The following is a 23,228-nucleotide window of genomic DNA, read 5'->3' as shown; positions in this document are numbered from 1 at the left end:
CCGAAGGAACTGGGCCAGAAACATCCGTCAGCAAAAGATAAATCCTCGCCAGTTTTCTCCCCTCTCGCGTGGATTACCTTTCACATCAAGAGTGCTGCATTGGGTAGCAGGGCGATTTCGGCAAGACTGGGGCGATGTCCCATAGAGGCGGAGTTGCTCCCCCTTTTCTATCGCCTGCCTAACCCGCAGCCTGCATCGCGGCTTCCGCCCAGGCGACAAGCGCCTCCAGCTCCGTTGGCGCTGCTTCGGCCATACCCTCCGAGAAAGACTTGAAGGGCTCTACATTCATTCGGTTCACGCCAGATATTACCGGAATGCCCAGCGCCATGGCCTCTCCTATGACGGGGCGCATTCCACGTCCATCCGCTTCGTGTTTGCCAAACTTGTTGACGATCAGGATCTGCGGCTTGGGCTCTTCCTGCAGGCGTGCCGTGACAAGGCCAACCGCGCGCTCCAATGCTTCGGGGTTCAGCCTGCACCCCCGCGCGCCCGCGCCCAGAGATTGGGAAATACGAATGGTCTCTCCCGCAGGAAGAACCCGAACATCCATATCGCAGAGCTCTTGATCACTGCATTCCGTGTTGCTTTGCACGATTCCGGCGGTGCGCAGGCCTTTGGCCTCCAGAGCCTCCGCAAGGCTGGTCAAAAGCCTGTCTGTCGCTCCACGGGTTTCTGTCATGACATAGGCCAATTGCATCGCGCTACCCTCAACTCTGCTCTGATTTTGGATTTGCGCCTCATTGCTATAGGCAATTTCCCCGGGACGCCAGAGGGGGCCATGCCGCAGGTCTCTCCCGCGACATGGAATAGTATGTCAGAGGCCCAGAGCCTTTTTGCGCTCTTCCGCAAAGCCCTGCACGATGCGATCGGAAATCAGCGCCAGAATGGCCATGGCCGCCCCCGCAGAGATCCCCAGGCCAACATCCGCCTGCCCCAGCGCCAGATAGATCGACTGACCCAGCCCGGTGGTACCGATCAAAGCCGCGATCACCAGCATGGCAAAGGCATAGAGGATGGTCTGGTTGAGCCCCAGAAGGATTGTCGGCGCCGCATAGGGTGCGCGCACATCCTTGAGGATCTGCCAGGTGGTGGCACCCGAGGCAATCGCCCCCTCCATCATCTCATCCGGTGTGTCGATCAGCCCCTGCCGCGTGTAGCGGATCATCGGCACGATGGCATAGGCGATGATCGCCAGGAAGGCAGAGAATTCACCGATCTGAAACACCATCAGAACCGGGATCAGGAAGACAAAGAGCGGGATGGTCTGCAGCATGTCGCAGATCGGCCGCACCACGCGCCAGGCCAGGGGCGACACCGCTGAGATCAGGCCAATGGCCCCGCCCAGCAGCGCGCAGGCAAAGACCGCTGCACCAGAGAGGTAAAGCGACAGCAGTGCCCGCTCCCAAAGGCCTGAAAACAGGATGGTCGACAACAGAACCACGCTCAGCAGCATCAGCCTGCGTCCGCCCGCAACCCAGGAAAGCGCACCAACCGCAGCCAGCACAAAGGGCCAGGGCAGTTGTGACACGCCGGTCTCCAGAATGCCCGCCAGGATCAGGAGCACCAGCCCCTGCGTCAGCCGCCCGGAGAGGGCAAGAGTGGCGGCCAGAACGCCCGACACCGCAAAGAAGCCCAGGCTCATGCCCGTGGTCCACTGAAACCCCCAGGTAAAGGGCAGAATGGCCTGATCTAGCCCGATCCGCAGTGGCAGCAGCACATAGAAGAGGATACCGTTTTTCAGCGCGGTCAGCAGGGCGGCATTGGCGGTGGTGAAACTGGTGAGCCAGGCATCCAGCCAGTCGGCCACCGGGTCCAGAACCTGATAGCTACCGGGATCGCCCATGGTGCTGAGGAAGCTGAGGCTTATGACCAGTCCCACAATCAGGATCCCGATAGAGATGCGCCCATCCCAGAACTGACGGCGGTCCTCGGCCAGCGTGCCGCTCATCCGGTCGATGAGGATGGCAAAGATCACGATCACCATGCCCGCCATCATCGCCGCGCCAAACTGGGCCTTGCGCATGGTCAACAGAACCTCCCAGCCGATGTCCTGAAAACCACCGATTACGGCGGCGATGATCACCATCGAAAGCGCTGCCATCAGACATTGGTTGACGCCAACCATGATCTGCAGGCGCGCGGCGGGCAATTCTACCTGGAAGAGCTGCTGCATACGGGTTCCCCCGGACATGACAGCTGCCTCTTTCACTTCGGCTTCCACCCGCTGCAGTCCCAAAAGCACATTGCGCGCCATCGGCGGGGCGGCATAGATCGCAGAGGCAATCAGCCCCACCACAGGGCCAAAGCCAAAAAGCACCAGCAAAGGTGTGAGATAGGCAAAGGTCGGCACCGTTTGCATGATATCCAAGAGCGCCTGCACCGGCTCTCGCACCCGGGGGTATTCATTGGCGAGGATGCCAATCGCAGCACCGGCAACCAGGGCAAGTGGGACGGAAACCGCCACTAAGGCCAGGGTGTTCATACCCTCGGGCCAATAGCCAGAGAGCAGAACCAGCCCCAGACCAATCGCCGCCATCGCAGCCATCTTCACACCGCCCAAACGCCAGCCCAGCGCCACGGCAGAGGCAATCAAGAAGGGCCAGGGGATAGAGGCCAACAGCCAGTTTGCCCCCGTCATAGGATAGCTCATCAGGGTAGAGAACAGACGCGCGGCAGGTTTCAGCCATAAAAGCAGCGTCTTGGTGCCCTCCCCCACGATATCAGTCGCAGGCAGAACCCAATTTTTTGGAAAGACCGTCAGCCAGGGTGCCCCGCTCTCCAGCAACAGGCACAGGATGCCAACAGCCAGCGCGATCAGAGCCGCCAGACTGCCCCTCGTCAGACCGCCGATCATTATTCTGCACCTTCCACCTGGAGGGCCGCAGCCAGATCCGCGGGATTGACCACGCCGACCAGTTCACCGGCACCATCTCGTACTGGCACAGGGTCGTAAAGGTCCATGCAGCGCGCCAAGGCCGCATCCAGGGTCATATCCTGGCGCAGGCCCGGATCATCTGCGCCATAGGGGTTATGGGCTGCATCCTGCATCACCGAGGCCACATTGGCATGACGCCCCTTGGCCACATCTTTTGAGAACTCGCGCACGTAGTCATCGACCGGGTTCAGCACGATGTCCGCCGGGGTGCCAATCTGAACAATCTTGCCATCGCGCATGATGGCAATGCGGTCCGCCAGTTTCAGCGCCTCATTGATGTCATGGGTGATAAAGACGATGGTTGTCTTCAGCTTGGCCTGGATATCCAGGAACTCATCCTGCAGCTGGCGGCGGATCAACGGATCCAGCGCCGAGAAAGGCTCATCCAGGAACCAGACGGAACAATCGGTCACCAGCGAGCGGGCAATGCCGACACGCTGACGCTGCCCTCCAGAGAGTTCACGCGGGTAGTGATCCTCACGCCCCGCAAGGCCAACCAGCTCGATCACTTCACGCGCCTTGGCCTGACGCTCTTTCTTTTTCACCCCCTGCACCCGTAGGGGATAGGCCACATTGTCCAGCACCGTCATATGCGGGAACAGGCCGAAATGCTGGAACACCATGCCCAGCGTCTTGCGCCGCAACTCAATGAGCCGCGCCTTGCTGGCGGAAACGATGTCTTCGCCCTCGATCCGGATCTCGCCGCCTGTGGCATGCAGCAGGTGTGAAATGCAACGGATCAGAGTGGATTTACCAGAGCCCGAGAGCCCCATGATGACAAAGAGCTCACCCTCTTTGACCTCGAAATTTGCGTCTTGAACCGCCGGGATCAGCCCCTTGGCGCGCAATTCCTTTGCGGCCTCTTCCGGGTCCTGATGGCGGGACAGCGCTTCTTTCAAAGCGCTGTCTGCGTTGTTGCCGAAAACCTGCCAGACATTCTGGCAGGAGATGGCAGGCGTGTCAGAGCCGCTCATGGCTGTGCGGCTCACTTAGTGGCAGCGTCGACGACAGGGCGCCAGCTGTCTTCATTGGCGGCCATCCAAGCAGCGACAACCTCTTCGACAGAGCCGCCGTCCACGTCGATCGCACCCATCATCGGCTGCTGATGCTCCACCGCCAGGGTGTAGTTGGTCAGGATCTCAAAGGCTGCGGGCCAGGTTTCGGCAGTACCGGACCAGGCGGCCTTGAAAATGCGCGAGGGCGCAAAGTCGCAGTCGTTGACCGCATTGGGGTTGGGGCCCCAGGCCGGATCGTTGAAACAGGCGTCCTCACCCACGGGCAGATCCACGAATTTCACATCATAAGCGGACATCGCCCAATGGGGCTGCCAGAATGTGACCAGCAGCGGCGTCTTGCGCTCAGTGGAGGCGCGCAGCTCTGCAATCAGGGCACCCTCGGAACCCGCAGGCACCGCTTTGAAGGGCAGTTCCAACCCGGTCATCCGATCCGCACCCGGCGTGCCCCAATCCGCTGGGTAGTCGACCAGACGGCCTGCGGGCAGGGTCTCAGCCGACGCAAAGAGGGGCGCGCAGTTTTTCAGCGCTTCCCAGGCTGGCAGGCCGGGGCAGAGCTCCGCAACATGGGCCGGGTAGGCGATGCCTTCCTTGGCGTCGAGCTCGAGATCGCCCAGCTCCACGATGGTGCCTTCGGAAATCTTGTTGGCATATTCGTCTGAGACGTTGGAGGACCAGATCTCCAGCGTGGCGTGGATTTCACCGTCTGCAATCGCCTGGAACTGGTTCATCATGCCGGCGGTGACATATTCAACGTTGTAGCCCGCCGCTTTCAGCATTTCGCCGGCAATATGCGTGGTCACATGCTGGCCGGTCCATTCGTTGACCGCCAGTTTGATCGGCTTGTCCACAGCCCCCAAATCTGCGGCGCCAGCCACCCCGGCCGCCAAGGAGGCCGCGCCCAATACGGATGTGAAAGTCGCAAGTTTCATCATTGATTTCCCTGTCAATTGGCCCTGCTGAGGTCATGCCCGGCAGAGCAGATTATCAAGGGCCGATGTGCGGCCCCGGTCTTCGGCAAACGGCCTGCAGGGTCTTGCTTACAACTTGCGGACCGCTGGCCATTTGGCATTGTGCTGCCAAGTGTGGCCTCAGATCCCGGCACCGCTCAAGCAATTTACGACCCCTTAGCAGCCAGATGCGTCACTTATAGCAGTATTTCTTGATTAGTCATTCAAATTCTTGGCCCGATATCCAAGATTTCCGGGAGGCCCGCAGGTGATTCACCCGGCCCGGCGGCCTGCTCCGGAACCTGTCATGCGGGCCCCATCATGAAAGGGCTGTCACCTCAGTTGCTCCCGGCCAAGGCAATCAGCGCGGCCCTGTCAGGCAGGCAGCTTGCGCAGCAGCACCCAGACCGCATCATAGGTCAGCGGCAAGCCTCCTTCTACGGCAAAGCGGCGGCGGTATTCGCGGTCAAACTCCGCAAGGTCACTGCGGGACCAGCGCTTACCTGCCTGCCCGTTCACACCAGTCTTGCGCAGGTGCCGCAGCACCTCGAGACCGCTGTTGAAGAACAAGGGAACCGGGCGCTGGCGAAGTACCGCAATCTCCAGCCCGGCGGGCAAGAGGCCCGGCCATTCGTCACGGTCAAAATAGCTTGGCGCGGCAGCGGCGGAGCCCAGCGCCTGCAATTCACGGAACTGCCCACGGCCAAAACCGCTGAGCGCCAGCCATCCGCCCGGTGCCAGATGCTGAGCGAGCCTTGCGAGCAGACCGGGGAGGTCCTCAATCCATTGCACGGTTGAGGCCGAAGCAATGAGATCCAGATCCGCCGGCAGCGGCAGCGTCTCGATGGCGCCGGAGCGGAACTCAGCCGCGCGTCCTGCTTGCTGCAGCAGTTGCCGGAGCGGCGCTTCGCTTTCGGGCACCAGATCATTGAGCAGCAGCGCGCCGGGATCAAAGCTGCGCGACAGCGATGCGGTCAGATGGCCGGTGCCGCAGCCGAACTCCAGGGTCTTGCCCAGGGCCTGCGGCACGCCGTGCTGCTGCATCAGCTGCACCAGCTCCTGCGCGATCAGCGCCTGGACCTCGGCATGCTGATGATAGGTCTCAAGCCCCCGGCAGAAGCTCTGTCGCAGGCGGGACTGATCCAGCGGTGCGGAGATCTGATCCTTCATGACAGCAGTTCCTCCCAGCTAGAGAAGCGGTCAAAGGGTGCATGGGGCGCGTCGATTTCCTGTACATTGCTCCCGGCCCAGGCGCGGTTCAGATTGGCGGCAGGGAAGATCTTGTCACTGCGGCTGATCCAGATCTTGTCGAAGTCCACCACTGGCGCATCGCCGCGCCGGGCCACTGCCTGCAGTTCTGCACGCCGCGCCTCAACATCGATCACAGTCTCCGGCCGGCCCGCGCCGAAGACTCGCGCAAGGAACAGCTGATAGGCGCTCTGGCTCAGGGTTTCCGTGGTCTTGGCCATGGCGACGGGCGGGACGCCCCTTGTGCGGCTGACCGGTGTCAGGCTGCCGTTCACCGCGACTTTGCGGTGAAAGGGGTCTTTGCGCCCCTGCTGCCAATGAGCATAGGCCGATACCCCGAAGGACCAGGCAAGGAGGCTTACCCTTTCGTAACCCGTCAGGTCCGGCAGCTCTGCCTCCAGATCGCGGTAGTCACTGGCAAAGATCACATCCTGCGCGCCGGTGAGGCGCTGGAACACCTCCGGCCCGACGGCCCAGCCGCCAAAGACCACGATCGCTTCTGGGTTCCGTCCGGACGGCAGCCCGGGCAGCACCTGACCTTCCCCCTGGGAAGGCGCTCCGCTCCTCCCCAAGGTCTGGCGCTGCCCTGATTTGATCCAGCGGAACTCCATCGTTTACAGCTCCCGCGCCAGCCGCAGCATGCCTGCGGTGATCTCGCTCAGCTGATCCGGAGAAGTGATAAAGGGCGGCATGGTATAGATATTCTTGCCAAAGGGACGCAGGAAGACGCCCATCTCATGGGCGCGGGCATGGGCCTCATCGGCTGAAACCTGATGCTTCATCTCGATGACGCCAATGGCACCCAGAATGCGCACATCAGCGACATTGGGCAGATCGCGTGCCGGGGCCAGCTCTGCCTGCATCTGCTCGCTTATCGCAGCCACCCTGCCCTGCCAGTCCTGGCCGGTCAGCAGATCCAGTGAGGCCTTGGCCGCGGCACAGGCCAGCGGGTTGGCCATATAGGTCGGCCCATGCATGAAGATGCCGGGGTTTCCCCCGCCAACACCTTCTGCCACCAGGTCATTGGTCATAGTGCAGGCAAAAGAGATATGCCCACCGGTGAGGCCCTTGCCGAGGCAAATAATGTCAGGTTCAACAGTGCAGAAATCCGTGGCAAAAAGTGCACCAGTACGTCCGAACCCGGTGGCGATCTCGTCAAAGATCAAGAGGATGCCCAGCTCATCGCAAAGCGCACGCGCCTGATTGAGGTATTCCGGGTGATAGAAGTACATGCCGCCGGTGCCCTGGACCACGGGCTCCAGGATGAAACCAGCGATCTTTTTGGCACTGCCTTCCAGCACCTGACGCAGCTCCGCCAGACCGTTTCTGGCCGGGTCGTCAATCCATTCCTGATCGATGGTGACCGGCGGGCGGGAGACAAAATGCTGCACGCTCAATGCCCCCTGAAACAGGTGGTGCATGCCAGTGTCAGGATCACAGACGCTCATCGCTTTCCAGGTGTCGCCATGGTATCCAGAGCGCACGGTGGCGAACTGGCTGCGGCCCTCAAAGCCCATGGCGTGCTGGTACTGCACCGCCATTTTCATCGCGACTTCGACCGAGACTGAGCCTGAATCGCAGTAAAAGATCCGCGTCAGACTTTCCGGCGTGATCTCCAGCAGTTTGCGCCCCAGATCGATGGCCGGATCATGGGTGAGCCCGCCGAACATCACATGCGGCAGCCGATCCAGCTGGTCGTGGATCGCCTTGGTGATTGCAGGGTTCCGGTGCCCATGCATCATGCACCACCAGGAGGACATGGCATCAATCAGCCGGGTGCCATCCTCCAGGGTGATATGCACGCCTTCGCTCTCCTTCACAACAAAGGTCGGGCCGGGTTTCACCACATTGGTATAGGGATGCCAGAGGTGCTGCTGATCGAATTCCAGCTGGGTGAGGTCTGCCGCGCTCATGCCAGCGCCTCCTTGATCAGATCGAGGTTGATGTGTTTGGCGAAGGTTTCTTTCAGCACCGTTCTGGCCAGGCCGGTAGACCGGTCCGCGTCCGACCTCCCCCCCTGGAGAGCGCTTCGCTCCCCCCCGAGGTCGGGTACAGCCCTCAACTCGTCAATCATCGGCAACCGTCCCAAATGTGCCACCTTGCCAAACTGGCTGATGGTTTCCTCCACCTCTGGCTCTGCATCGCCGATAAAGGCCACACCAACCACCGGACAACCCGCATCCCGCAGCGCCTTTAGCGACAACAGGGTATGATTGATGGTGCCCAGTTGGGTACGGGCGCAAAGCACCACCGGCGCACCCCAACGGGCAAAAAGATCAAGATAGAGGGTTTTGCGGTTCAAAGGCACCATGAGCCCCCCCGCCCCTTCAGCCACCAGAACATTTTCGACCTCTGGCAGGTTCAATGTGTCAGGGTCGATCTCTGCCCCTTCCGCCTCTGCCGAAAGATGCGGCGAGGCTGGCAAACTGAAGATGCAACCCTCAGGCAAGGCCGGACGCCCGGACAGACGGGTGACGATCTGGCTGTCTGTCTCGTCCTCGATACCGGATTGCACTGGCTTCCAATAAGTCCCGCCCAGTGCCTGCACCAGCCCTGCGCTGAAAACGGTTTTGCCAATACCAGTATCGGTGCCCGCAACCACAATAGCACTCATGCCAGAACCTCCAGTTCCCGCGCCAGGTTTTCAAACATCTCCGTCACCACGGCATGCTCCAGACGGCCGGTGACTGAAATCCGCAGCCGCGCGGTACCACGCGGTACGGTCGGTGGGCGAACCCCGCGAATATCGTAGCCCAGCCCCTGTAGCGCCGACGCCACCTCCATGCAGAGGGGGTCTTCGCCGATGATGACCGGCAGGATTTGACTGGAAAATCCTTCCAGCCCGCAGAGGCGCTTGGCCTCAGCATGGGCCAGATCGACCCGCTCCCAGGCCTGTGCGCGGCGCGCGGGGTTGCTGGCCAGGTCTTTTAGCGCAGCGCGCACCAATGCTGCATTCAATGGCGAAGGAGCTGTGGCAAAGATAAAGCCGCGTGCGCGATTGATCAGGGTCTCGATCAGGACCTCAGCCCCGCAGATCAAAGCCCCGGACACACCCAGCGCCTTGCCGCAGGTATGCAGGGATATCACATTGGTACGAGAGGCAATTTCATGCGCCAGCCCCCGCCCCTGATCACCAAACAGACCGGTGGCATGGGCCTCATCCACCACCAACACGGCATCCTCCGCCTGGGCAAGGGCCGCCAGTTCGGCGATGGGGGCGATATCGCCATCCATGGAATAGATGGCCTCCACCGCGATCCAGACCCGGCCAGTGCCGCCGACACTGCGCCAGGCCGTAATCTGTGCCGCGGCCTCTGCGACATCGTTATGGGCAAAGCTGCGGTTTTCAGCGCGCCCCAGCCGCATGCCGTCATGGGCGCTGGCGTGGATCAAGGCGTCATGCAGCACCAGGTCGCCCTGCTGCGGCAAAGAAGAAAAGATCGCCTGATTTGCGTTGAAACCGCCACCCATGAATAGCGCGGCCTCGGTCCCAAAGAACTCCGCCGCCTCGCGCTCCAACAGCTCATGTTCGCTGTCATTGCCGCGCAAGAGCCGCGAACCGCCGGCCCCGACGGGAACGCCGCGGGCGATTGCCTCAATCGCGGCGGCCTTCAGGAGGTCGCCACTGGCAAGGCCCAGATAGTCATTGGAGGCAAAGTCATGCCCGGCTCGCGGCGCCAGAGCCCGATAACGCCCGCGTTTGCGGAGCGCCTCGAGCGAGGCCTGATGCCGCGGAAACTCGGACATTAACCGTGGCTACCGTCACAGCCAACCGCCATGGCGGTGATCCCGAGCTTGTCAAAAAGCACCTGATCCTTGTCCTCTTCAGGATTGTCTGCGGTCAGCAGTGTATCACCGACAAAGATCGAGTTGGCGCCGGCAAAGAAACACATGGCCTGCAGCTCATCCGACATATCGGTGCGACCGGCAGAGAGGCGCACGTGGCTCTTGGGCATCAGAATGCGCGCCAGCGCAACGGTGCGGACAAATTCGATCGGGTCGAGTTTTGCCACATCCGCCAGCGGCGTGTCGGCGATCGGGATCAGCATGTTCACAGGCACGGAATCGGGGTGCACGTCCAGAGTGGCCAGCGCCAGCATCATATCGATGCGGTCCAGCTGCTGCTCCCCCATACCAACGATGCCGCCAGAGCAGACCTTGATGCCCGCTTCACGCACCTTGTTCAGCGTATCGATCCGGTCCGCAAAGGTGCGGGTGGTGATGATCTCTTTGTAATAGCGCTCGGAGGTGTCGATATTGTGGTTGTAGTAGTCGAGGCCCGCGTCGCGCAGACGGAAGACCTGATCCTCTTCCAGCATGCCGAGGGTCATGCAGGTTTCCATGCCCAGCGCCTTGACGCCCTCGACCATGGCTTCCAATGCAGGCATGTCGCGTTCCTTGGGCGAGCGCCAGGCCGCGCCCATGCAGTAGCGAGTCGCGCCGCCTTCCTTGGCCTTGCGGGCCTCAGCAATGACACGCTCCACTTCGATCAGCTTGCTGGCCGAAAGCTTGGCGCCATTGCGGGCCGATTGCGAGCAATAGGCACAGTCCTCGGCGCAGCCGCCGGTCTTGATGCTGAGAAGTTTGGATTTCTGCACCTGATTGGGATCATAGTGCTGGCGGTGCACGCTCTGTGCTTGAAACAGCAGATCCATAAAGGGCTGGTTGTAGATCTCCTCCGCTTCTTCGCGGGTCCAATCACTCCGAATGGGTGCAGCGTCCAGCATGGTCTCTCCTGATGCTCAAATCCGTGAATCCCGGCACAAGGCGCCCGGTTTTGACTTTTATAGATAATTTAGCATCGCCAACCAAGCACTAATGTTGCAACGCGGCAATTCGCGCCTTTAACAAGCTATCCATTTGTTTTTGCTTATTTAAAATAATCTACTAAAATTCCTATTGACCTCTCCGCCCCACTCCCCCTAAGCCTATAGCCACGCAGGGGAGTCCCACCGAGGGGACTGAGAGGCTGACAGGGCGGAGCAATCCACCCGGCGACGCGACCCTTTGAACCTGACCCAGTTGACACTGGCGTAGGAAGCTAGGACGCGCTGCCAATGGCCCAATCCGCCCTTGACCGCGCGACCGAACAGAGGGGGTCTATCGCCTTCTCCCTGCCTTCCCAGCCAAACCTCATCTGGTGACTTTTTTGAGTTTGGCTCGAGGAGCACCAAAATGAACAAAGCCAGCCCCGCCCCGGCCCCAGCGGTCACCACCGGCGCCCTGCCCGCATCCCGCAAAATCTACGTTCCCGGAGGGCTGCATGACAGCATCCGCGTGCCGATGCGCGAAATCTCCACCCACCCCACGGCGGGTGAGGCACCCCTGCCGGTCTATGACAGCTCTGGCCCCTATACCGATCCGGATCACGTCACCGATATCCGCCAGGGCCTACCTGGCTTGCGCGCCGAATGGATCCGGGCCCGCGGCGATGTCGAAGAATACCAGGGCCGCGAGATCACCGATGCAGACAATGGCTTTGTCAAAGGCGACCGCCTGACGCCGGAGTTCCCGGTGAAACCCGCGCCCCTGCGCGGCAAAGGCGATGCCGCCCCAACCCAATTGGCCTATGCCCGTGCAGGCATTATCACGCCAGAGATGGAATTCGTCGCCATCCGCGAAAACCAGCTGCGCGAACTCTCTCCCTGCCACCGCGACGGCCACGATTGGGGCGCCAATATCCCCGACTATGTGACCCCTGAATTTGTTCGCTCCGAGATTGCCGCCGGCCGCGCCATCATCCCGGCCAATATCAACCATCCAGAGATTGAACCGATGATCATCGGCCGCAATTTCCTGGTCAAGATCAACGCCAATATGGGCACCTCTGCGGTGACCTCCTCGATGGAAGAGGAAGTGGATAAGCTGGTCTGGGCGATCCGCTGGGGAGCGGATACGGTGATGGACCTGTCGACAGGGCGCAACATCCACAACACCCGCGAATGGATCATCCGCAACTCCCCTGTGCCCATCGGAACCGTGCCGATGTACCAGGCGCTGGAAAAGGTGAACGGCATTGCCGAGGATCTGACCTGGGAGGTCTTCCGCGACACCCTGATTGAACAGGCGGAACAGGGCGTGGATTACTTCACCATCCATGCCGGCGTGCGCCTGCATATGGTGCCGATGACGGTGAACCGGGTGACCGGCATCGTCTCACGCGGTGGTTCGATCATGGCGCAATGGTGCCTGCATCACCACAAGGAGAGCTTCCTTTACGAGCACTTTGACGAGATCTGCGACATCTGCCGCAAATATGACGTCTCCTTCTCCTTGGGCGACGGGTTGCGCCCCGGCTCCATCGCCGACGCCAATGACGAGGCGCAATTTGCCGAGCTGGAGACCCTGGGTGAGCTGACCAAGATCGCCTGGGCCAAAGATTGCCAGGTGATGATCGAGGGGCCCGGCCATGTGGCAATGCACAAGATCAAGGAGAACATGGACAAGCAGTTGGAGTGCTGCCACGAGGCGCCCTTCTACACGCTTGGGCCGCTGACCACCGATATCGCACCCGGCTATGACCACATCACCTCTGGCATTGGTGCCGCGATGATCGGCTGGTTCGGCTGTGCCATGCTCTGCTATGTGACGCCCAAGGAACACCTGGGCTTGCCGGACCGCGATGACGTCAAGGTGGGCGTGATCACCTATAAGATCGCCGCCCATGCCGCCGATTTGGCCAAGGGTCTGCCGGGGGCGCAGCGGCGCGATGATGCGATCTCCCGTGCGCGGTTTGAATTCCGCTGGGAAGACCAGTTCAACCTGGCGCTGGATCCCGAAACCGCGCGGGATTACCACGACCAGACCCTACCCAAGGAGGCGCATAAGACCGCGCATTTCTGTTCCATGTGCGGACCTAAGTTCTGCTCCATGCGGATCAGTCATGACATCCGTGCCGAGGCCCAGAAAGAGGGCTATGAGGCCATGGCGGCCAAGTTCCGCGAGGGTGGCGAGCTCTATGTTCCGGCGGCGGATACCAAGGCGGAACCAGCGGAATGATCACCATCGCAGGTGCCGGTGTCGCCGGGCTTGCCAGCGCTTATGAGTTGGCAAGTCGCGGTGCCCGCGTAACCATCTATGAGCAAGGCGAAGACCCTTCCGACAACAGCTGCTCCTGGCTGGCGGGGGGCATGCTTGCCCCCTGGTGCGAGGCAGAAACAGCCGAGCCGGAAGTGGTCCGCCTGGGGGTGGGCGCCAAGGCCTGGTGGCAGCAATTCACCAAGGTCGAAACACGCGGCACCCTGGTGGTAGCACCGCCGCGCGATCGGGCAGAGCTGACACGTTTTGCCCGCCGCACGCAGAACCACAGGATCGTCAGCGCGGCTGAAATCGCAGAACTGGAACCTGCCCTTGCTGGCCGCTACGGGCAGGCGCTGTTCTTTGAGGAGGAGGCCCATCTCGACCCACGTCAGGCAATGCTGGACCTGATCAAGGCGGTGCAGGCGCTGGGGGTGGAGATCCTCTACGGCACCCCAGCACCGGACCGGGTTGATGTGGATTGCCGCGGCATGGCCTCAGGCCTTCAGGGATTGCGCCCGGTCCGTGGAGAGATGGCCCTCATCGATGCGCCGGATGTCGAGGTCACGCGTACCATCCGCTTCCTGCACCCGCGCATACCTGTCTATCTGGTGCCGCGTGGTCAGGGCCTCTACATGATCGGCGCCACCATGATCGAGAGCTCTTCGTGGCGGCCCATCACGGTACGTTCGGCGCTGGAACTCCTCGGCGCCGCCTTTGCCCTGCACCCAGGCCTGGGAGAGGCCAGCCTGGTGGAAACCGGTGCAGGTCTGCGTCCGGCCTTCGCTGACAATATCCCGCGCCTGGTCCTGCAGGGTGAGACAACCCATGTGAACGGCCTATACCGGCACGGCTATCTGGCCGCCCCTGCCCTGGCCCGGCAATTGGCCCAGCAATTCTTTCAGGAGACATCCGATGCAGATCATCGTGAACGCCGAACCGCATGAGGTCATTGGCGCGACCCTGGCCGATGCTCTCGCGGAATTGGGCTACACCAGCCCGGCCATAGCCACCGCCCTCAACGGTGAATTTGTTTCGCGCGCGAAACGTATTGACCAAAAGTTAACAGAGGGCGACCGCGTCGAGGTGCTCTCCCCGATGCAGGGAGGGTGAGGAAATGCAGCTCTATGGCATTGAAATTGCGTCCCGTTTGCTGCTGGGAACAGCGCAGTACCCTTCCCCGGCCGTGTTGAATGCGGCGATCAGGGCCTGCGGCACTGAGATCATCACGGTTTCGCTGCGCCGGGAAGCGGCCGCCGGGAGCGGTGCCGGGTTCTGGCAAGGTTTGCAGGAGAGCGGCTGCCGTATCCTGCCCAATACTGCCGGATGCCACTCGGTGCAGGAGGCGGTGACCACCGCCCATATGGCACGTGAGCTGTTCGACACGCCCTGGATCAAGCTCGAGGTGATCGGCCATTCCGACAGCCTGCAGCCAGATGTCTTTGGACTGGTGGAGGCCGCGCGGATCCTCTGCAATGAAGGATTTCAGGTCTTTCCCTATACCACCGAGGACCTGGTGGTCGGAGAAAAGCTCTTGGAGGCGGGCTGCGAATTGCTGATGCCCTGGGGGGCGCCAATTGGATCCGGTCAGGGGCTACGCAACCCGGATGGGCTGCGCGCCATGCGGGCACATTTTCCCGATGTGCCACTGATTGTGGACGCCGGGATCGGCCGCCCCTCGGATGCGGCTCTGGCAATGGAGCTTGGCATGGATGCAGTGCTGTTGAACACCGCCGTGGCCAAGGCCGGCGATCCTGTCAGCATGGCCGCAGCCATGGCGCAGGCAATCAAGGCCGGTCGCACCGGGTTCCGGGCAGAACCGATGCCACGTCGTGATATGGCGGTCCCTTCCACGCCCGTTCTCGGCCTTGCGGAGTTGACATAATGGAACGCTTTTACTTGATTGTTGGCCATGTTGGCCGTCTTGAACTCTTGGTGCCGCAGGGGGCAAAGCTGGTGCAACTGCGCATCAAGGATGAGCCCGATGCGGAAGTGCGCCGCCAGATCGCCCGCGCCCGCGACTTCTGCGCCGTTCATGATGCGCAACTGGTGGTCAACGACTACTGGCAGGCCGCGCTGGATCTGAACTGCAATTTTGTCCACCTGGGCCAGGAGGACATGGAGGTGGCGGATTTCCCGGCCCTGCGTCGCAGGGGTATCCGTTTTGGCCTGTCGACCCATGACGAAGCAGAGTTGGAACGCGCGCTCTCCCATGATCCGGCCTATGTTGCCCTGGGGCCGGTCTACCCAACCTTGCTGAAGAAAATGAAATGGGGGGCCCAGGGGCTGGAGCGTGTGACCCGCTGGAAAGAGATCGCCGGTAAAACGCCTCTGGTCGCCATCGGAGGCCTGACCCCGGAGCGACTGCAAGGCGTCTTTGACGCCGGGGCTGACAGCGCCGCCGTTGTCACAGACATCCAACTGGCCGACGACCCAGAGGCTCAGACCCGCATGTGGGCCAAGGCCTGCAGGGAGTTAGAAAGCGCATGAGCCATATACTGGCAATTGGCGGTACCGATTCCAGTGGTGGTGCGGGGCTGACGAGAGACACGGCCATGGCTGCCAAACTTGGCTGCAGCTTGTCCCCTGTCGTGACGGCAGTGACCGCGCAGACCAACGCAAACGTGCAGGAAATCCATCCAGTCCCCGCCAAGATCATTGAAGTACAACTCTTGGCTGCCCTAGACCCGGCAAGCCCCAAACCAAAGGCCATCAAGATCGGCATGATCGGTAGCCCAGCTGCCGCGGATCTGCTTTGCAAACACCTGCCGGCGAACATGCCTATAGTCCTGGATCCAGTGCTAAAAAGCACCTCTGGCAAGAGGTTAATGACAAAGGAGACACTCACCCCTCTTTTGCAACGGGTTTCCTTGCTCACCCCCAATCTACCGGAGAGTCACCTTCTATCTGGTGGCGGCGCGAGTGGCGAAAGACTGGACCATCGCCCCCTCGCAGAGGCCCTGCTGTCGCTGGGTCCAAAGGCTGTGCTGATCAAGGGAGGGCATGACCAAGGGGAAAGCTGCGTCGACCACCTCTGGGTCGGGACAGATCATCATCAGTTCGACGCTCTGAGACTACCGCATAGCAAACGTGGAACAGGATGTAGCCTGGCAACCGCAATTGCCTGTTCACTAGCGCAAGGGGCATCCCTGGTGGAGGCCTGTCGCAGGGCCAAAGCAGATGTCCATAAATGGCTCTGCTCGTAGTCGCACCACCTGCTTCTGGCCGGGTGCCCGATCTTTAGCCCAGCGCTTGCTTCTGTTCCAATTGGCTGGCACGCAACATAGCAAGCGTTTGCAACAAAACGGTTTTGTTAATCGGCTTTTGTAAAAAATAGTCCATCCCGGCTGCCAGGCAAGCCTCCCGGTCGGAATCAAAGGCATTTGCGGTCAGGGCCACGATGATCGGCTGCACGAGGTTCATGGAGCGGATTTCGCGCGTTGCAGCCAGCCCATCGATTTCGGGCATAGACATATCCATCAGAATGATATCCGGCAGCATGTCTTGACATAGGGCGATCGCTTCGCGTCCGTTTTCCGCTTCGCTGAGTTCACACTTTATCCCGGCCAGGTACTTGCGCACCAAGAGGCGGTTGGTCTTGTTATCCTCCGCCAAAAGGATTCTGACTCCATCCAGGCGATCAATATCCGGGAGTTGTTCCGGTTCCTCCAACTGAACCACGCCCTCTGCTGGCTCCAGCCGCAGCTGCAGGGTAAAGCAGGCGCCATCCTGCTTGTCCTCGCAGAGTGTAATACCCCCACCCATTCTGCTCGCAAGGATGCTGGATATCGTCAGGCCCAGCCCTGTCCCGCCAAAGGACCGCGTGATCGCCGCATCCGCTTGTGAAAAGCGATCAAAGATATGGGCAGCCTGTTCAGGCTTGATGCCAATACCGGTGTCTTCAACTTCTATCTGCAAATGATAGGGATCCCCGGCAACTTTGCTCACCCGGATGTCGACCCCACCGCTATGGGTAAATTTGACAGCATTGCCGACGAGATTCACCAAAACTTGGCGAATGCGACCATCGTCGCCCCGCATCAATCCCGGCAGCCCCTCTTCAAAGCTCAGAGACAGCCAGAGCCCCTTTTCCCGGGCCCGCGGCCGCAACAGGTTTACCGCCCCACTGATACATCTCTGCAGGTCAAAATCGACCGGACTGATCGCCAGCTTACCTGCTTCCATGCGGGACAGATCCAAGATGTCATTGATAATCTTGAGAAGCGCATGGGAGGAGTCCCGGATTGTATCAAGATACTGCCGCTCTCCTTCCCCCAAATTGGATTCACTCATCAGATCGGCCATCCCGATGATCCCATTCATCGGGGTGCGAATTTCATGGCTCATGTTTGCCAGGAATTCCGTTTTGGCGCGATCCGCACGCTCAGCGGCAATGCGGGCTTCCTCAAGCTCATTGTTTCGCTGCATCAGGGCGTGGTTCGCCTCGATCAATTTTTCACGCAGGTGAACATCCCGGGTGACATCCAGGTTCACCCCGATCATGCGCATGCCGCCCGCGCCATCTTTGAAAGTCGTCCCCATGGTCCGAATGTGACGCTGATTGCCATCAGACTGCAGAATTCGATACTCGGAAGTGTGGTATCCGCCTTCTTCTGCGGCCCGCATTAGCGTTTTTACTGCCTCATCACGGTCCTCGGGGTGGATAAACCCTTTCCAGATATCAAGAGAGATCGGCTCTTGTCGCTCCAAGCCATAGATCTCGCGCAAAAGCTGATCCCAGATCACTTCCTGAGTTTTTACATCATATTCCCAAATGCCAATTTTGGAGACTTCGACCGCCACTTCCAACCGCCGAGAAAGTGTTTCCAACTGTCTTTCGCGGCGCATCAAGGTCTTGATAATGTCCTTGCGCGCGGCAGAAAGTCGGCCAGCCGCGAAAAACGGTATCAAGACCAGCGTGCCGGCAACAAGCATAACCAACCGCCAAGGCCAAGGATTTGCGGCCCGGGCTTGCCAACCACCTTTGGGACGAGCAGCGATCAGCCAAGACCCGGAGGGTAGCGAGATATCCAAAACAACCGGATCATCTTCAAAAATAGCAGTTTCACCAAAGAACTGCTCTCCTTGCGGCCCCATACTATCACGACCAACAAGCGCGATCTCGATGTCTAGATCAGGATCAGTAAGCCCATGCGCGGCAAATAGCTTGTCCGCATGCATAACAGATGAAAGGATACCCCAGAACCGCCTGTCATCCCCGGTGCCAATAAATACCGGGAAACGCCCTATGAATGCCGAACCTCCTTGAACCAGATTTACCGGCCCGGCCAGAACCATCTGGCCACTATCGCGCACCTTGTAAGCAGCGCGACGTTGCGCGTCATTCTTATTGTAGTCCAATCCCAAGGCACGCTCATTGCCTTTGATCGGGTAAATCAAGGAAATCACCAAATCCGGTGCAGCCGCCAGGTGACTGATCCCACTGTGGCTGCCAATCACCATCTCACCAAGCTGCTCAAATCGCTCTTGGTTGAGGTCAGGTTCTGTCGACATGACCGCCACAAGTCCCTGAACCAGTTGAATATCCGCGTTTAGCGCACCTTCGAGGCTAGCTTGATATCCTGCAAGCTGATTGCGGATTGAATTTCGCAGGTCCTGAGTGTGGATGATCGAATTCTGCCGCTCAGAGTAGACTGCTCCAACCAGCATCACCACCGAAGCGATCACAAACGGCAAATAGACCCGCTGAAAATAGTTGTATTTTTTCAGTCGCATAAGGCCATTCACCGAACCGTCACCAAATTTTCAACCAAGATCTGCTTCATGCCACCCGTACTGTACCTCAATAGAGTTCCAATTTGCTTAATTTCTCACCCCAGCAAGGGCGACCCCCACAGAGCCTCTGTCGCGGACCGTTTCACAGAAGAACTCTCACAAATGTAGGTATATTTCAAAGGCATCTTTGTTGGAGCACCGGTTTTATCGGCTGCTTCAACCACTCAACCCGGCAAAGTGGAGCCGACAAGAAAAGCCAATTTTCAAGTTTCGTCCGCGCGCCCCTAGGCTGCAGTACCCAAAAGCTTGCAGTGGTCCAACACCCAGGCTTCCAAAAGGTCAACATTGGGGGCAATTTCGTACCCCTCGCCCCCCACGAATTCGAAGAAAGCGTCGCGGTTCAGATCATTCAATCCAACGAGCACAGGAATACCTTGGCTCAACGCATCCCCGATCAATGAACGAAAACCCCGGCCTTCGGCCTCATGCTTGCCAAATTTGTTCACGATCAACAGATCCGCCCCCTTGTGCAGGGCCGTTTCCGTCAGGGAGACTGACTGCTCCAGCGCATCAGGGTTCAACCGGCAGCCTCTGGCACTCTTGCCGAGGTTTTGAGAAATTCGAATAGTTGGACCATCAGGAAGCACCTGAACATCCATATCGCATTTCCCCCCATCCGTTCGATCGGTGTTGATCTGTACGGTCCCGCAGGGCTCCACCCCGGCCGTCATTAGACGAGAGGCAAGCTGGTACAGGATTTGATCGGTGTCACCACGGCCCGGGGCCATTGTATATGCTATCTGCACTTTTTTTCCCTCAGTATTCGTCAAACGGAAGAAACTCGGCCAGCCCCCCGGCAGCGATCATTTCGCAATCTCCGGGGATAAAAATCAGACCCTCTGCTTCGGAAATTCCAGAGAGCCTTGCGCTATGGGTCGCGCGCTCTGTGGAGGCGATTTCCCGTCCCTGCCCGTCAAATCCGCTGAGCCGCACAGGGCGTAGCTCACAGCGACCAGGCCGGTGCTGCACCTCCTCGGCCAGCACAACATGGCGGCGCTTGGATTTGACAGTGCTTTGACCGCTCAGCCGCGCCAAGAGATCACGTCCAAAGAGCGTCCAGGTCACATAGGCTGAAAGCGGGTTGCCCGGCAGTCCCAGCCAGACCGCCTGATCCAGCCTGCCCAGTGAAACCGGCTTACCCGGTTTGATCGCCACCCCGCTAAAAATCTCTGCGACACCCAGCGCCTGCATGGTCGGCTTCACCAGATCCGCCTCTCCGACAGAGATGCCTCCGGTGGTGATGACCAGATCAGCCTGAGCAAGGTAGTCGCTGAGCTTGGCCTCTAGGCTGCCTTCGTCATCGCGGGCACCTGATACCTTGATGTCAAGTTGCGCAAGCTCAGGCAAAGAGGCCTGTATCATTGGCAGATTGGCGTCCCAAATCTCTGATCCTGTCAGGTCGGTGCCAGGCTGCTTCAACTCATCTCCGCTGCTCACAAAGGCCACACGTATCTTGCGTGTCACCGAAACCTCACCCTGGCCTGCCGCGGCGCAGGCTGCGATTTCACGAGCGCCAAGCAATGTCCCGACGGGCAAGATCTCCGCGCCTGTGCGCATATCTTCTCCGGCTTTGCGAATATGGCTTCCAGGGGTGGGCCTGCTGCGCAGGGTTATGGTGTCGCCCTCTCGCTCCACCGCTTCCTGCATGATGACAGCGTCGCAAGAGGCCGGCACCGGGGCACCGGTAAAGATGCGAACTGCAGCCCCCTGTAGTGCTATCTCCGGATCCAATGTGCTGCCTGCGGTGATACGGCCCACCACCGGCATATGCCAGGGGCCTTCGCCTTGGAAATCAGCTGCGCGCACGGCGTAGCCATCCATGGCCGAGTTATCAAACGGAGGGGTCATGCCGCGGGCCAGGACCGGCTGGGACAACACCCTGCCATGGGCTTTCGCCAGGGGCAGGATCTCTTCTTCCTTTACCGCTGAAACCGTTTGGTTGATCGCCTGAAAGGCCTGATCAATTGAGACCAGCTTTTTGCCCTGGTCGTAGGCTTCACAGCCGCAGCCCGGTCCCTGAATTTTGTCCAGATAGGTCATCCTATAGGCTCCGCTCATTTGAGTGGCACTGCACAGGCGGGTCATCGCGCCTATCAGGTACTTGCAGATCGCCCCTACGCATTATCCAGCTCCGCCAGGCTAGAAAGACCCCGACGCTGCATCATTCGCAGGCGCAGACTATCAAGGTCATCTGCCCGCAGGCGAAGCCGGGCAATTGGCAGGATGACCGCATTTTCCAGAATGAGGTGTCGCCGCGCATGGGAGGCATAGCGCGAGATAAGCTGCGCTTCGGCTTCCAAAGGGGCGCGATCCCAAAGTAGATTGAGCACCTCGATCACCTCAGGCGTGTCAGCCAAGGCGTGATGGTGATCGCTCAGCAATCTTTCAATGACGCGCCCAATCTCATCTTCGGCTTCGCAGCAACGCCGCATCAGCGGGAAGAGATCCTCTTCCTCATCCGCGAGGTGAAGTGGAAGTTCTTTCTGCAAAAAGGCCAGGGCCCGATCGAGATCCTGAGCATCCGGCGCGGCGCTGCCCTCTGCTCTTGCACAGGCCGCAATCCGGTCCAGTAACGCGCAGATTTCGCGCTCTCGCAGATGATCCTCAGCGATAAACCCCAAAGGGTCAGCCAAGAGCGCAAAATCAGTTGGGGGAAGGCAGGTGCCAACCTGGCGGTTCTGGCTGACTTGAGGTGTCATATTTCGAAACCTCCCCCCTCTCATGTCAGATCGGTTTGAAATCGGCACCGGAGATTTCGGCACCTTCGATGAGTTTCTGTACATAGGCCTGCGCCGCGCGCGTCCAGGCAGCCTTCTCCATGGCCAGCATGATGCTGCGTTTGGCGGCCTCAAAAGGCAGTTCCTGGCCTTCGGCCAGGGCATCCATGCGTACAATGTGGTATCCATGACGGGAGAGTACGGGTTCTGCAGTGATCTGACCTTGTTCAAGGTCAAACAGAACCTGTTCAAATTCCGGAACGGAATCGCCTGGGCGCAGCTGCCCCAGAGAGCCGCCCGCCTCTTTGGACCCGCAATCACTTTCCTTTTTAGCCAAGGAGGCAAAGATGCTGGGTTTGGCCAGCAGCGTCGCGGTCAGAAACTGAGCCTTCTTCAGGGCTTTTTCACGCCCTTCCTCATCGCGCGGATCACAGGCGCAAAGGATATGGGAAACCTCCCATAGGGGGGCGGAACGGAAGCGGGCGGGATCGCGCGCCCATTCTGCCTTGATCTCGTCATCCGTTGGCGATTTCACGTCAACTTCGGTTTCGAGAAGGCCCCGGATCAGGGCCTCCTCGTCGGTTTCAAACCGCCCTGGTTCGACCTCATGTGGGTCGGCCTCGATCTTCTGGCGCCGGGCCTCCTGCAACAGAAGGGTCCGGATGGCCACCGCATTGGCGGCCTTGCGCCAGGCGATGCCGGGCTTGCCCGCAGGCGCTTCCTGGTTCTGCGTCTCCGCTGCAATCTCTGTATGCGGGACGGTTTCACCATTGACGACGAGCTCGGGGAACAGGGCGGAATTCATTTTGATACCTCTGGTTTATTTGCTGGCGGAACGGCCGGGAGCAACCGGACCTGCACGCTGTGGCAGGGCTTCGCTGCGGCGCGAACGCACCACCTGATAGCCAGGACGGGTGAAGTAGCGCACCGGAACCGAAAGCATGTGAACCAGGCGGGTGAAGGGGAAGACCAGAATGATGGTCAGACCCAGGAAGAGGTGCAGTTTGAAGACCAAGGCCACATCGGAGATGTAGGAGGCAGCCGCACCGTCAAAGGTGAAGATCCCCTGCGCCCAGGACATGAACTTGACCATCTCATGGCCGTCCAGATGACCCAGCGAGGCAAAGATGGTCAGCAGGCCCAGCACCAGCTGCACCAGCAGGAGCACCAGAATGGCGATATCGGCAAAGCTGGAGTTGTTGCGGATGCGCGGGTCGGTCCAGCGGCGATGGAACAGCATGCCGCCGCCCACCAGCGCCATGATACCGGCGATACCGCCCACAACAACCGCGCCAACCTGCTTGAAGCCATGGCCGATGCCCAGGGCGTCAAAGACCCAGATCGGGGTCAAGAGACCCACAAAGTGACCAACAAAGATCACCAGCACGCCCACGTGGAACAGCGAGGAGCCGATGACCAGCTGCTTGCGGCGCAACAGCTGGCTCGAGGAGGTCTTCCAGGTGAAAGGATCTCTCTCGTAGCGGGCGATGGAACCCATGATGCCAATGGCCAGGGCAATGTAGGGGTAGATACCGAATAGGAAATTATGCAT

22 protein-coding genes are annotated in these 23,228 nt (G+C 60.0%); 6 read left to right on the top strand and 16 right to left on the bottom strand.

All coding sequences use genetic code 11. From position 1 onward, the window contains the following. Window positions 1-178: 178 nt before the first annotated feature. From RSK20926_RS15520 to bioB, 10 genes are all read right to left on the bottom strand, one after another. Window positions 179-697 carry a DUF2478 domain-containing protein gene (locus RSK20926_RS15520; RefSeq protein ID WP_008208120.1) on the bottom strand — a complete coding sequence of 173 codons (519 nt, stop codon included), beginning with the start codon at window positions 695-697 and terminating at the stop codon, window positions 179-181. 117 nt (window positions 698-814) lie between these two features. Beyond that, window positions 815-2,854, bottom strand: a complete 2,040-nt coding sequence (locus RSK20926_RS15515) for an ABC transporter permease (RefSeq protein WP_008208119.1) — start codon at window positions 2,852-2,854, stop codon at window positions 815-817. After that, the gene (locus RSK20926_RS15510) at window positions 2,854-3,909 is read right to left on the bottom strand and encodes a quaternary amine ABC transporter ATP-binding protein (protein ID WP_008208118.1); all 1,056 of its coding nucleotides are present in this window, start codon (window positions 3,907-3,909) and stop codon (window positions 2,854-2,856) included. Before RSK20926_RS15510 ends, RSK20926_RS15515 begins: the two co-directional genes overlap by 1 nt. Window positions 3,910-3,920: 11 nt before the next feature. Next, the gene (locus tag RSK20926_RS15505) at window positions 3,921-4,880 is read right to left on the bottom strand and encodes an ABC transporter substrate-binding protein (RefSeq protein WP_157133145.1); all 960 of its coding nucleotides are present in this window, start codon (window positions 4,878-4,880) and stop codon (window positions 3,921-3,923) included. A 393-nt stretch (window positions 4,881-5,273) separates the two neighbouring features. Then, window positions 5,274-6,068, bottom strand: a complete 795-nt coding sequence (locus tag RSK20926_RS15500) for a methyltransferase domain-containing protein (protein ID WP_008208116.1) — start codon at window positions 6,066-6,068, stop codon at window positions 5,274-5,276. Then, the gene (locus RSK20926_RS15495) at window positions 6,065-6,757 is read right to left on the bottom strand and encodes a pimeloyl-ACP methyl esterase BioG family protein (protein WP_008208115.1); all 693 of its coding nucleotides are present in this window, start codon (window positions 6,755-6,757) and stop codon (window positions 6,065-6,067) included. Before RSK20926_RS15495 ends, RSK20926_RS15500 begins: the two co-directional genes overlap by 4 nt. A gap of 3 nt (window positions 6,758-6,760) precedes the next feature. Further along, entirely contained in the window at window positions 6,761-8,059 is a 1,299-nt protein-coding gene (bioA, locus tag RSK20926_RS15490; protein WP_008208114.1) for an adenosylmethionine--8-amino-7-oxononanoate transaminase, read from the bottom strand. Then, the gene (bioD, locus tag RSK20926_RS15485) at window positions 8,056-8,760 is read right to left on the bottom strand and encodes a dethiobiotin synthase (protein ID WP_008208113.1); all 705 of its coding nucleotides are present in this window, start codon (window positions 8,758-8,760) and stop codon (window positions 8,056-8,058) included. The genes bioA and bioD overlap by 4 nt, the downstream gene beginning before the upstream one ends. Then, window positions 8,757-9,893 carry an 8-amino-7-oxononanoate synthase gene (locus RSK20926_RS15480; protein WP_008208110.1) on the bottom strand — a complete coding sequence of 379 codons (1,137 nt, stop codon included), beginning with the start codon at window positions 9,891-9,893 and terminating at the stop codon, window positions 8,757-8,759. Before RSK20926_RS15480 ends, bioD begins: the two co-directional genes overlap by 4 nt. After that, the gene (gene bioB, locus RSK20926_RS15475) at window positions 9,893-10,873 is read right to left on the bottom strand and encodes a biotin synthase BioB (protein ID WP_008208108.1); all 981 of its coding nucleotides are present in this window, start codon (window positions 10,871-10,873) and stop codon (window positions 9,893-9,895) included. Before bioB ends, RSK20926_RS15480 begins: the two co-directional genes overlap by 1 nt. A gap of 448 nt (window positions 10,874-11,321) precedes the next feature. Here bioB and thiC point away from each other — a divergent pair, with 448 nt between their 5' ends. Genes thiC through RSK20926_RS15445 form a run of 6 tightly spaced genes read left to right on the top strand, consistent with a single transcriptional unit; the run spans window position 11,322 to window position 16,369 of the window. Further along, window positions 11,322-13,145, top strand: a complete 1,824-nt coding sequence (thiC, locus tag RSK20926_RS15470; RefSeq protein ID WP_008208107.1) for a phosphomethylpyrimidine synthase ThiC — start codon at window positions 11,322-11,324, stop codon at window positions 13,143-13,145. Next, the gene (locus RSK20926_RS15465) at window positions 13,142-14,110 is read left to right on the top strand and encodes an FAD-dependent oxidoreductase (protein WP_008208106.1); all 969 of its coding nucleotides are present in this window, start codon (window positions 13,142-13,144) and stop codon (window positions 14,108-14,110) included. The genes thiC and RSK20926_RS15465 overlap by 4 nt, the downstream gene beginning before the upstream one ends. After that, entirely contained in the window at window positions 14,079-14,276 is a 198-nt protein-coding gene (gene thiS, locus RSK20926_RS15460) for a sulfur carrier protein ThiS (RefSeq protein WP_008208105.1), read from the top strand. Before RSK20926_RS15465 ends, thiS begins: the two co-directional genes overlap by 32 nt. A 4-nt stretch (window positions 14,277-14,280) precedes the next feature. Next, window positions 14,281-15,048 (top strand): thiazole synthase, encoded by a 768-nt coding sequence (locus RSK20926_RS15455; RefSeq protein ID WP_008208104.1) that lies wholly within the window; start codon window positions 14,281-14,283, stop codon window positions 15,046-15,048. Further along, on the top strand, window positions 15,048-15,653 hold the full coding sequence (locus RSK20926_RS15450; RefSeq protein WP_008208103.1) for a thiamine phosphate synthase: 606 nt from the start codon (window positions 15,048-15,050) through the stop codon (window positions 15,651-15,653). Before RSK20926_RS15455 ends, RSK20926_RS15450 begins: the two co-directional genes overlap by 1 nt. After that, on the top strand, window positions 15,650-16,369 hold the full coding sequence (locus RSK20926_RS15445; RefSeq protein ID WP_037255333.1) for a hydroxymethylpyrimidine/phosphomethylpyrimidine kinase: 720 nt from the start codon (window positions 15,650-15,652) through the stop codon (window positions 16,367-16,369). The genes RSK20926_RS15450 and RSK20926_RS15445 overlap by 4 nt, the downstream gene beginning before the upstream one ends. Window positions 16,370-16,403: 34 nt before the next feature. Here RSK20926_RS15445 and RSK20926_RS15440 read toward each other — a convergent pair whose 3' ends face one another. The 6 genes from RSK20926_RS15440 to narI all read right to left on the bottom strand — a co-directional run bounded on the left by RSK20926_RS15440 (window position 16,404) and on the right by narI (window position 23,228). Next, entirely contained in the window at window positions 16,404-18,899 is a 2,496-nt protein-coding gene (locus RSK20926_RS15440) for an ATP-binding protein (RefSeq protein ID WP_008208101.1), read from the bottom strand. Window positions 18,900-19,183: 284 nt separating this feature from the next. After that, window positions 19,184-19,705: a DUF2478 domain-containing protein gene (locus RSK20926_RS15435; protein WP_037255332.1), complete on the bottom strand. Its 522-nt coding sequence runs from the start codon at window positions 19,703-19,705 to the stop codon at window positions 19,184-19,186. 10 nt (window positions 19,706-19,715) lie between these two features. Further along, window positions 19,716-20,999, bottom strand: coding sequence for a molybdopterin molybdotransferase MoeA (locus RSK20926_RS15430; RefSeq protein WP_157133144.1), 1,284 nt, complete (start codon window positions 20,997-20,999; stop codon window positions 19,716-19,718). Between the two features lie 74 nt (window positions 21,000-21,073). Next, entirely contained in the window at window positions 21,074-21,658 is a 585-nt protein-coding gene (locus RSK20926_RS15425) for a hemerythrin domain-containing protein (protein ID WP_008208096.1), read from the bottom strand. Between the two features lie 25 nt (window positions 21,659-21,683). After that, entirely contained in the window at window positions 21,684-22,481 is a 798-nt protein-coding gene (locus tag RSK20926_RS15420) for a peptidylprolyl isomerase (protein ID WP_008208095.1), read from the bottom strand. A 15-nt stretch (window positions 22,482-22,496) separates the two neighbouring features. Then, window positions 22,497-23,228 (bottom strand): respiratory nitrate reductase subunit gamma, encoded by a 732-nt coding sequence (narI, locus tag RSK20926_RS15415; protein WP_008208094.1) that lies wholly within the window; start codon window positions 23,226-23,228, stop codon window positions 22,497-22,499.

Origin of the sequence: Roseobacter sp. SK209-2-6 (assembly GCF_000169455.1) — a bacterium.
Classification (GTDB): domain Bacteria; phylum Pseudomonadota; class Alphaproteobacteria; order Rhodobacterales; family Rhodobacteraceae; genus Pseudophaeobacter.
This window is presented reverse-complemented; position numbering and strand designations above follow the sequence as displayed.

Excerpts from the sequence above, each read along its gene's own strand:
- RSK20926_RS15520 (WP_008208120.1), bottom strand. The coding sequence starts at position 697 with ATGCAATTGGCCTATGTCATGACAGAAACCCGTGGAGCGACAGACAGG.
- RSK20926_RS15515 (WP_008208119.1), bottom strand. The coding sequence starts at position 2,854 with ATGATCGGCGGTCTGACGAGGGGCAGTCTGGCGGCTCTGATCGCGCTG.
- RSK20926_RS15510 (WP_008208118.1), bottom strand. The coding sequence starts at position 3,909 with ATGAGCGGCTCTGACACGCCTGCCATCTCCTGCCAGAATGTCTGGCAG.
- RSK20926_RS15505 (WP_157133145.1), bottom strand. The coding sequence starts at position 4,880 with ATGAAACTTGCGACTTTCACATCCGTATTGGGCGCGGCCTCCTTGGCG.
- RSK20926_RS15500 (WP_008208116.1), bottom strand. The coding sequence starts at position 6,068 with ATGAAGGATCAGATCTCCGCACCGCTGGATCAGTCCCGCCTGCGACAG.
- RSK20926_RS15495 (WP_008208115.1), bottom strand. The coding sequence starts at position 6,757 with ATGGAGTTCCGCTGGATCAAATCAGGGCAGCGCCAGACCTTGGGGAGG.
- bioA (WP_008208114.1), bottom strand. The coding sequence starts at position 8,059 with ATGAGCGCGGCAGACCTCACCCAGCTGGAATTCGATCAGCAGCACCTC.
- bioD (WP_008208113.1), bottom strand. The coding sequence starts at position 8,760 with ATGAGTGCTATTGTGGTTGCGGGCACCGATACTGGTATTGGCAAAACC.
- RSK20926_RS15480 (WP_008208110.1), bottom strand. The coding sequence starts at position 9,893 with ATGTCCGAGTTTCCGCGGCATCAGGCCTCGCTCGAGGCGCTCCGCAAA.
- bioB (WP_008208108.1), bottom strand. The coding sequence starts at position 10,873 with ATGCTGGACGCTGCACCCATTCGGAGTGATTGGACCCGCGAAGAAGCG.
- thiC (WP_008208107.1), top strand. The coding sequence starts at position 11,322 with ATGAACAAAGCCAGCCCCGCCCCGGCCCCAGCGGTCACCACCGGCGCC.
- RSK20926_RS15465 (WP_008208106.1), top strand. The coding sequence starts at position 13,142 with ATGATCACCATCGCAGGTGCCGGTGTCGCCGGGCTTGCCAGCGCTTAT.
- thiS (WP_008208105.1), top strand. The coding sequence starts at position 14,079 with ATGCAGATCATCGTGAACGCCGAACCGCATGAGGTCATTGGCGCGACC.
- RSK20926_RS15455 (WP_008208104.1), top strand. The coding sequence starts at position 14,281 with ATGCAGCTCTATGGCATTGAAATTGCGTCCCGTTTGCTGCTGGGAACA.
- RSK20926_RS15450 (WP_008208103.1), top strand. The coding sequence starts at position 15,048 with ATGGAACGCTTTTACTTGATTGTTGGCCATGTTGGCCGTCTTGAACTC.
- RSK20926_RS15445 (WP_037255333.1), top strand. The coding sequence starts at position 15,650 with ATGAGCCATATACTGGCAATTGGCGGTACCGATTCCAGTGGTGGTGCG.
- RSK20926_RS15440 (WP_008208101.1), bottom strand. The coding sequence starts at position 18,899 with ATGCGACTGAAAAAATACAACTATTTTCAGCGGGTCTATTTGCCGTTT.
- RSK20926_RS15430 (WP_157133144.1), bottom strand. The coding sequence starts at position 20,999 with ATGACCTATCTGGACAAAATTCAGGGACCGGGCTGCGGCTGTGAAGCC.
- RSK20926_RS15425 (WP_008208096.1), bottom strand. The coding sequence starts at position 21,658 with ATGACACCTCAAGTCAGCCAGAACCGCCAGGTTGGCACCTGCCTTCCC.
- RSK20926_RS15420 (WP_008208095.1), bottom strand. The coding sequence starts at position 22,481 with ATGAATTCCGCCCTGTTCCCCGAGCTCGTCGTCAATGGTGAAACCGTC.
- narI (WP_008208094.1), bottom strand. The coding sequence starts at position 23,228 with ATGCATAATTTCCTATTCGGTATCTACCCCTACATTGCCCTGGCCATT.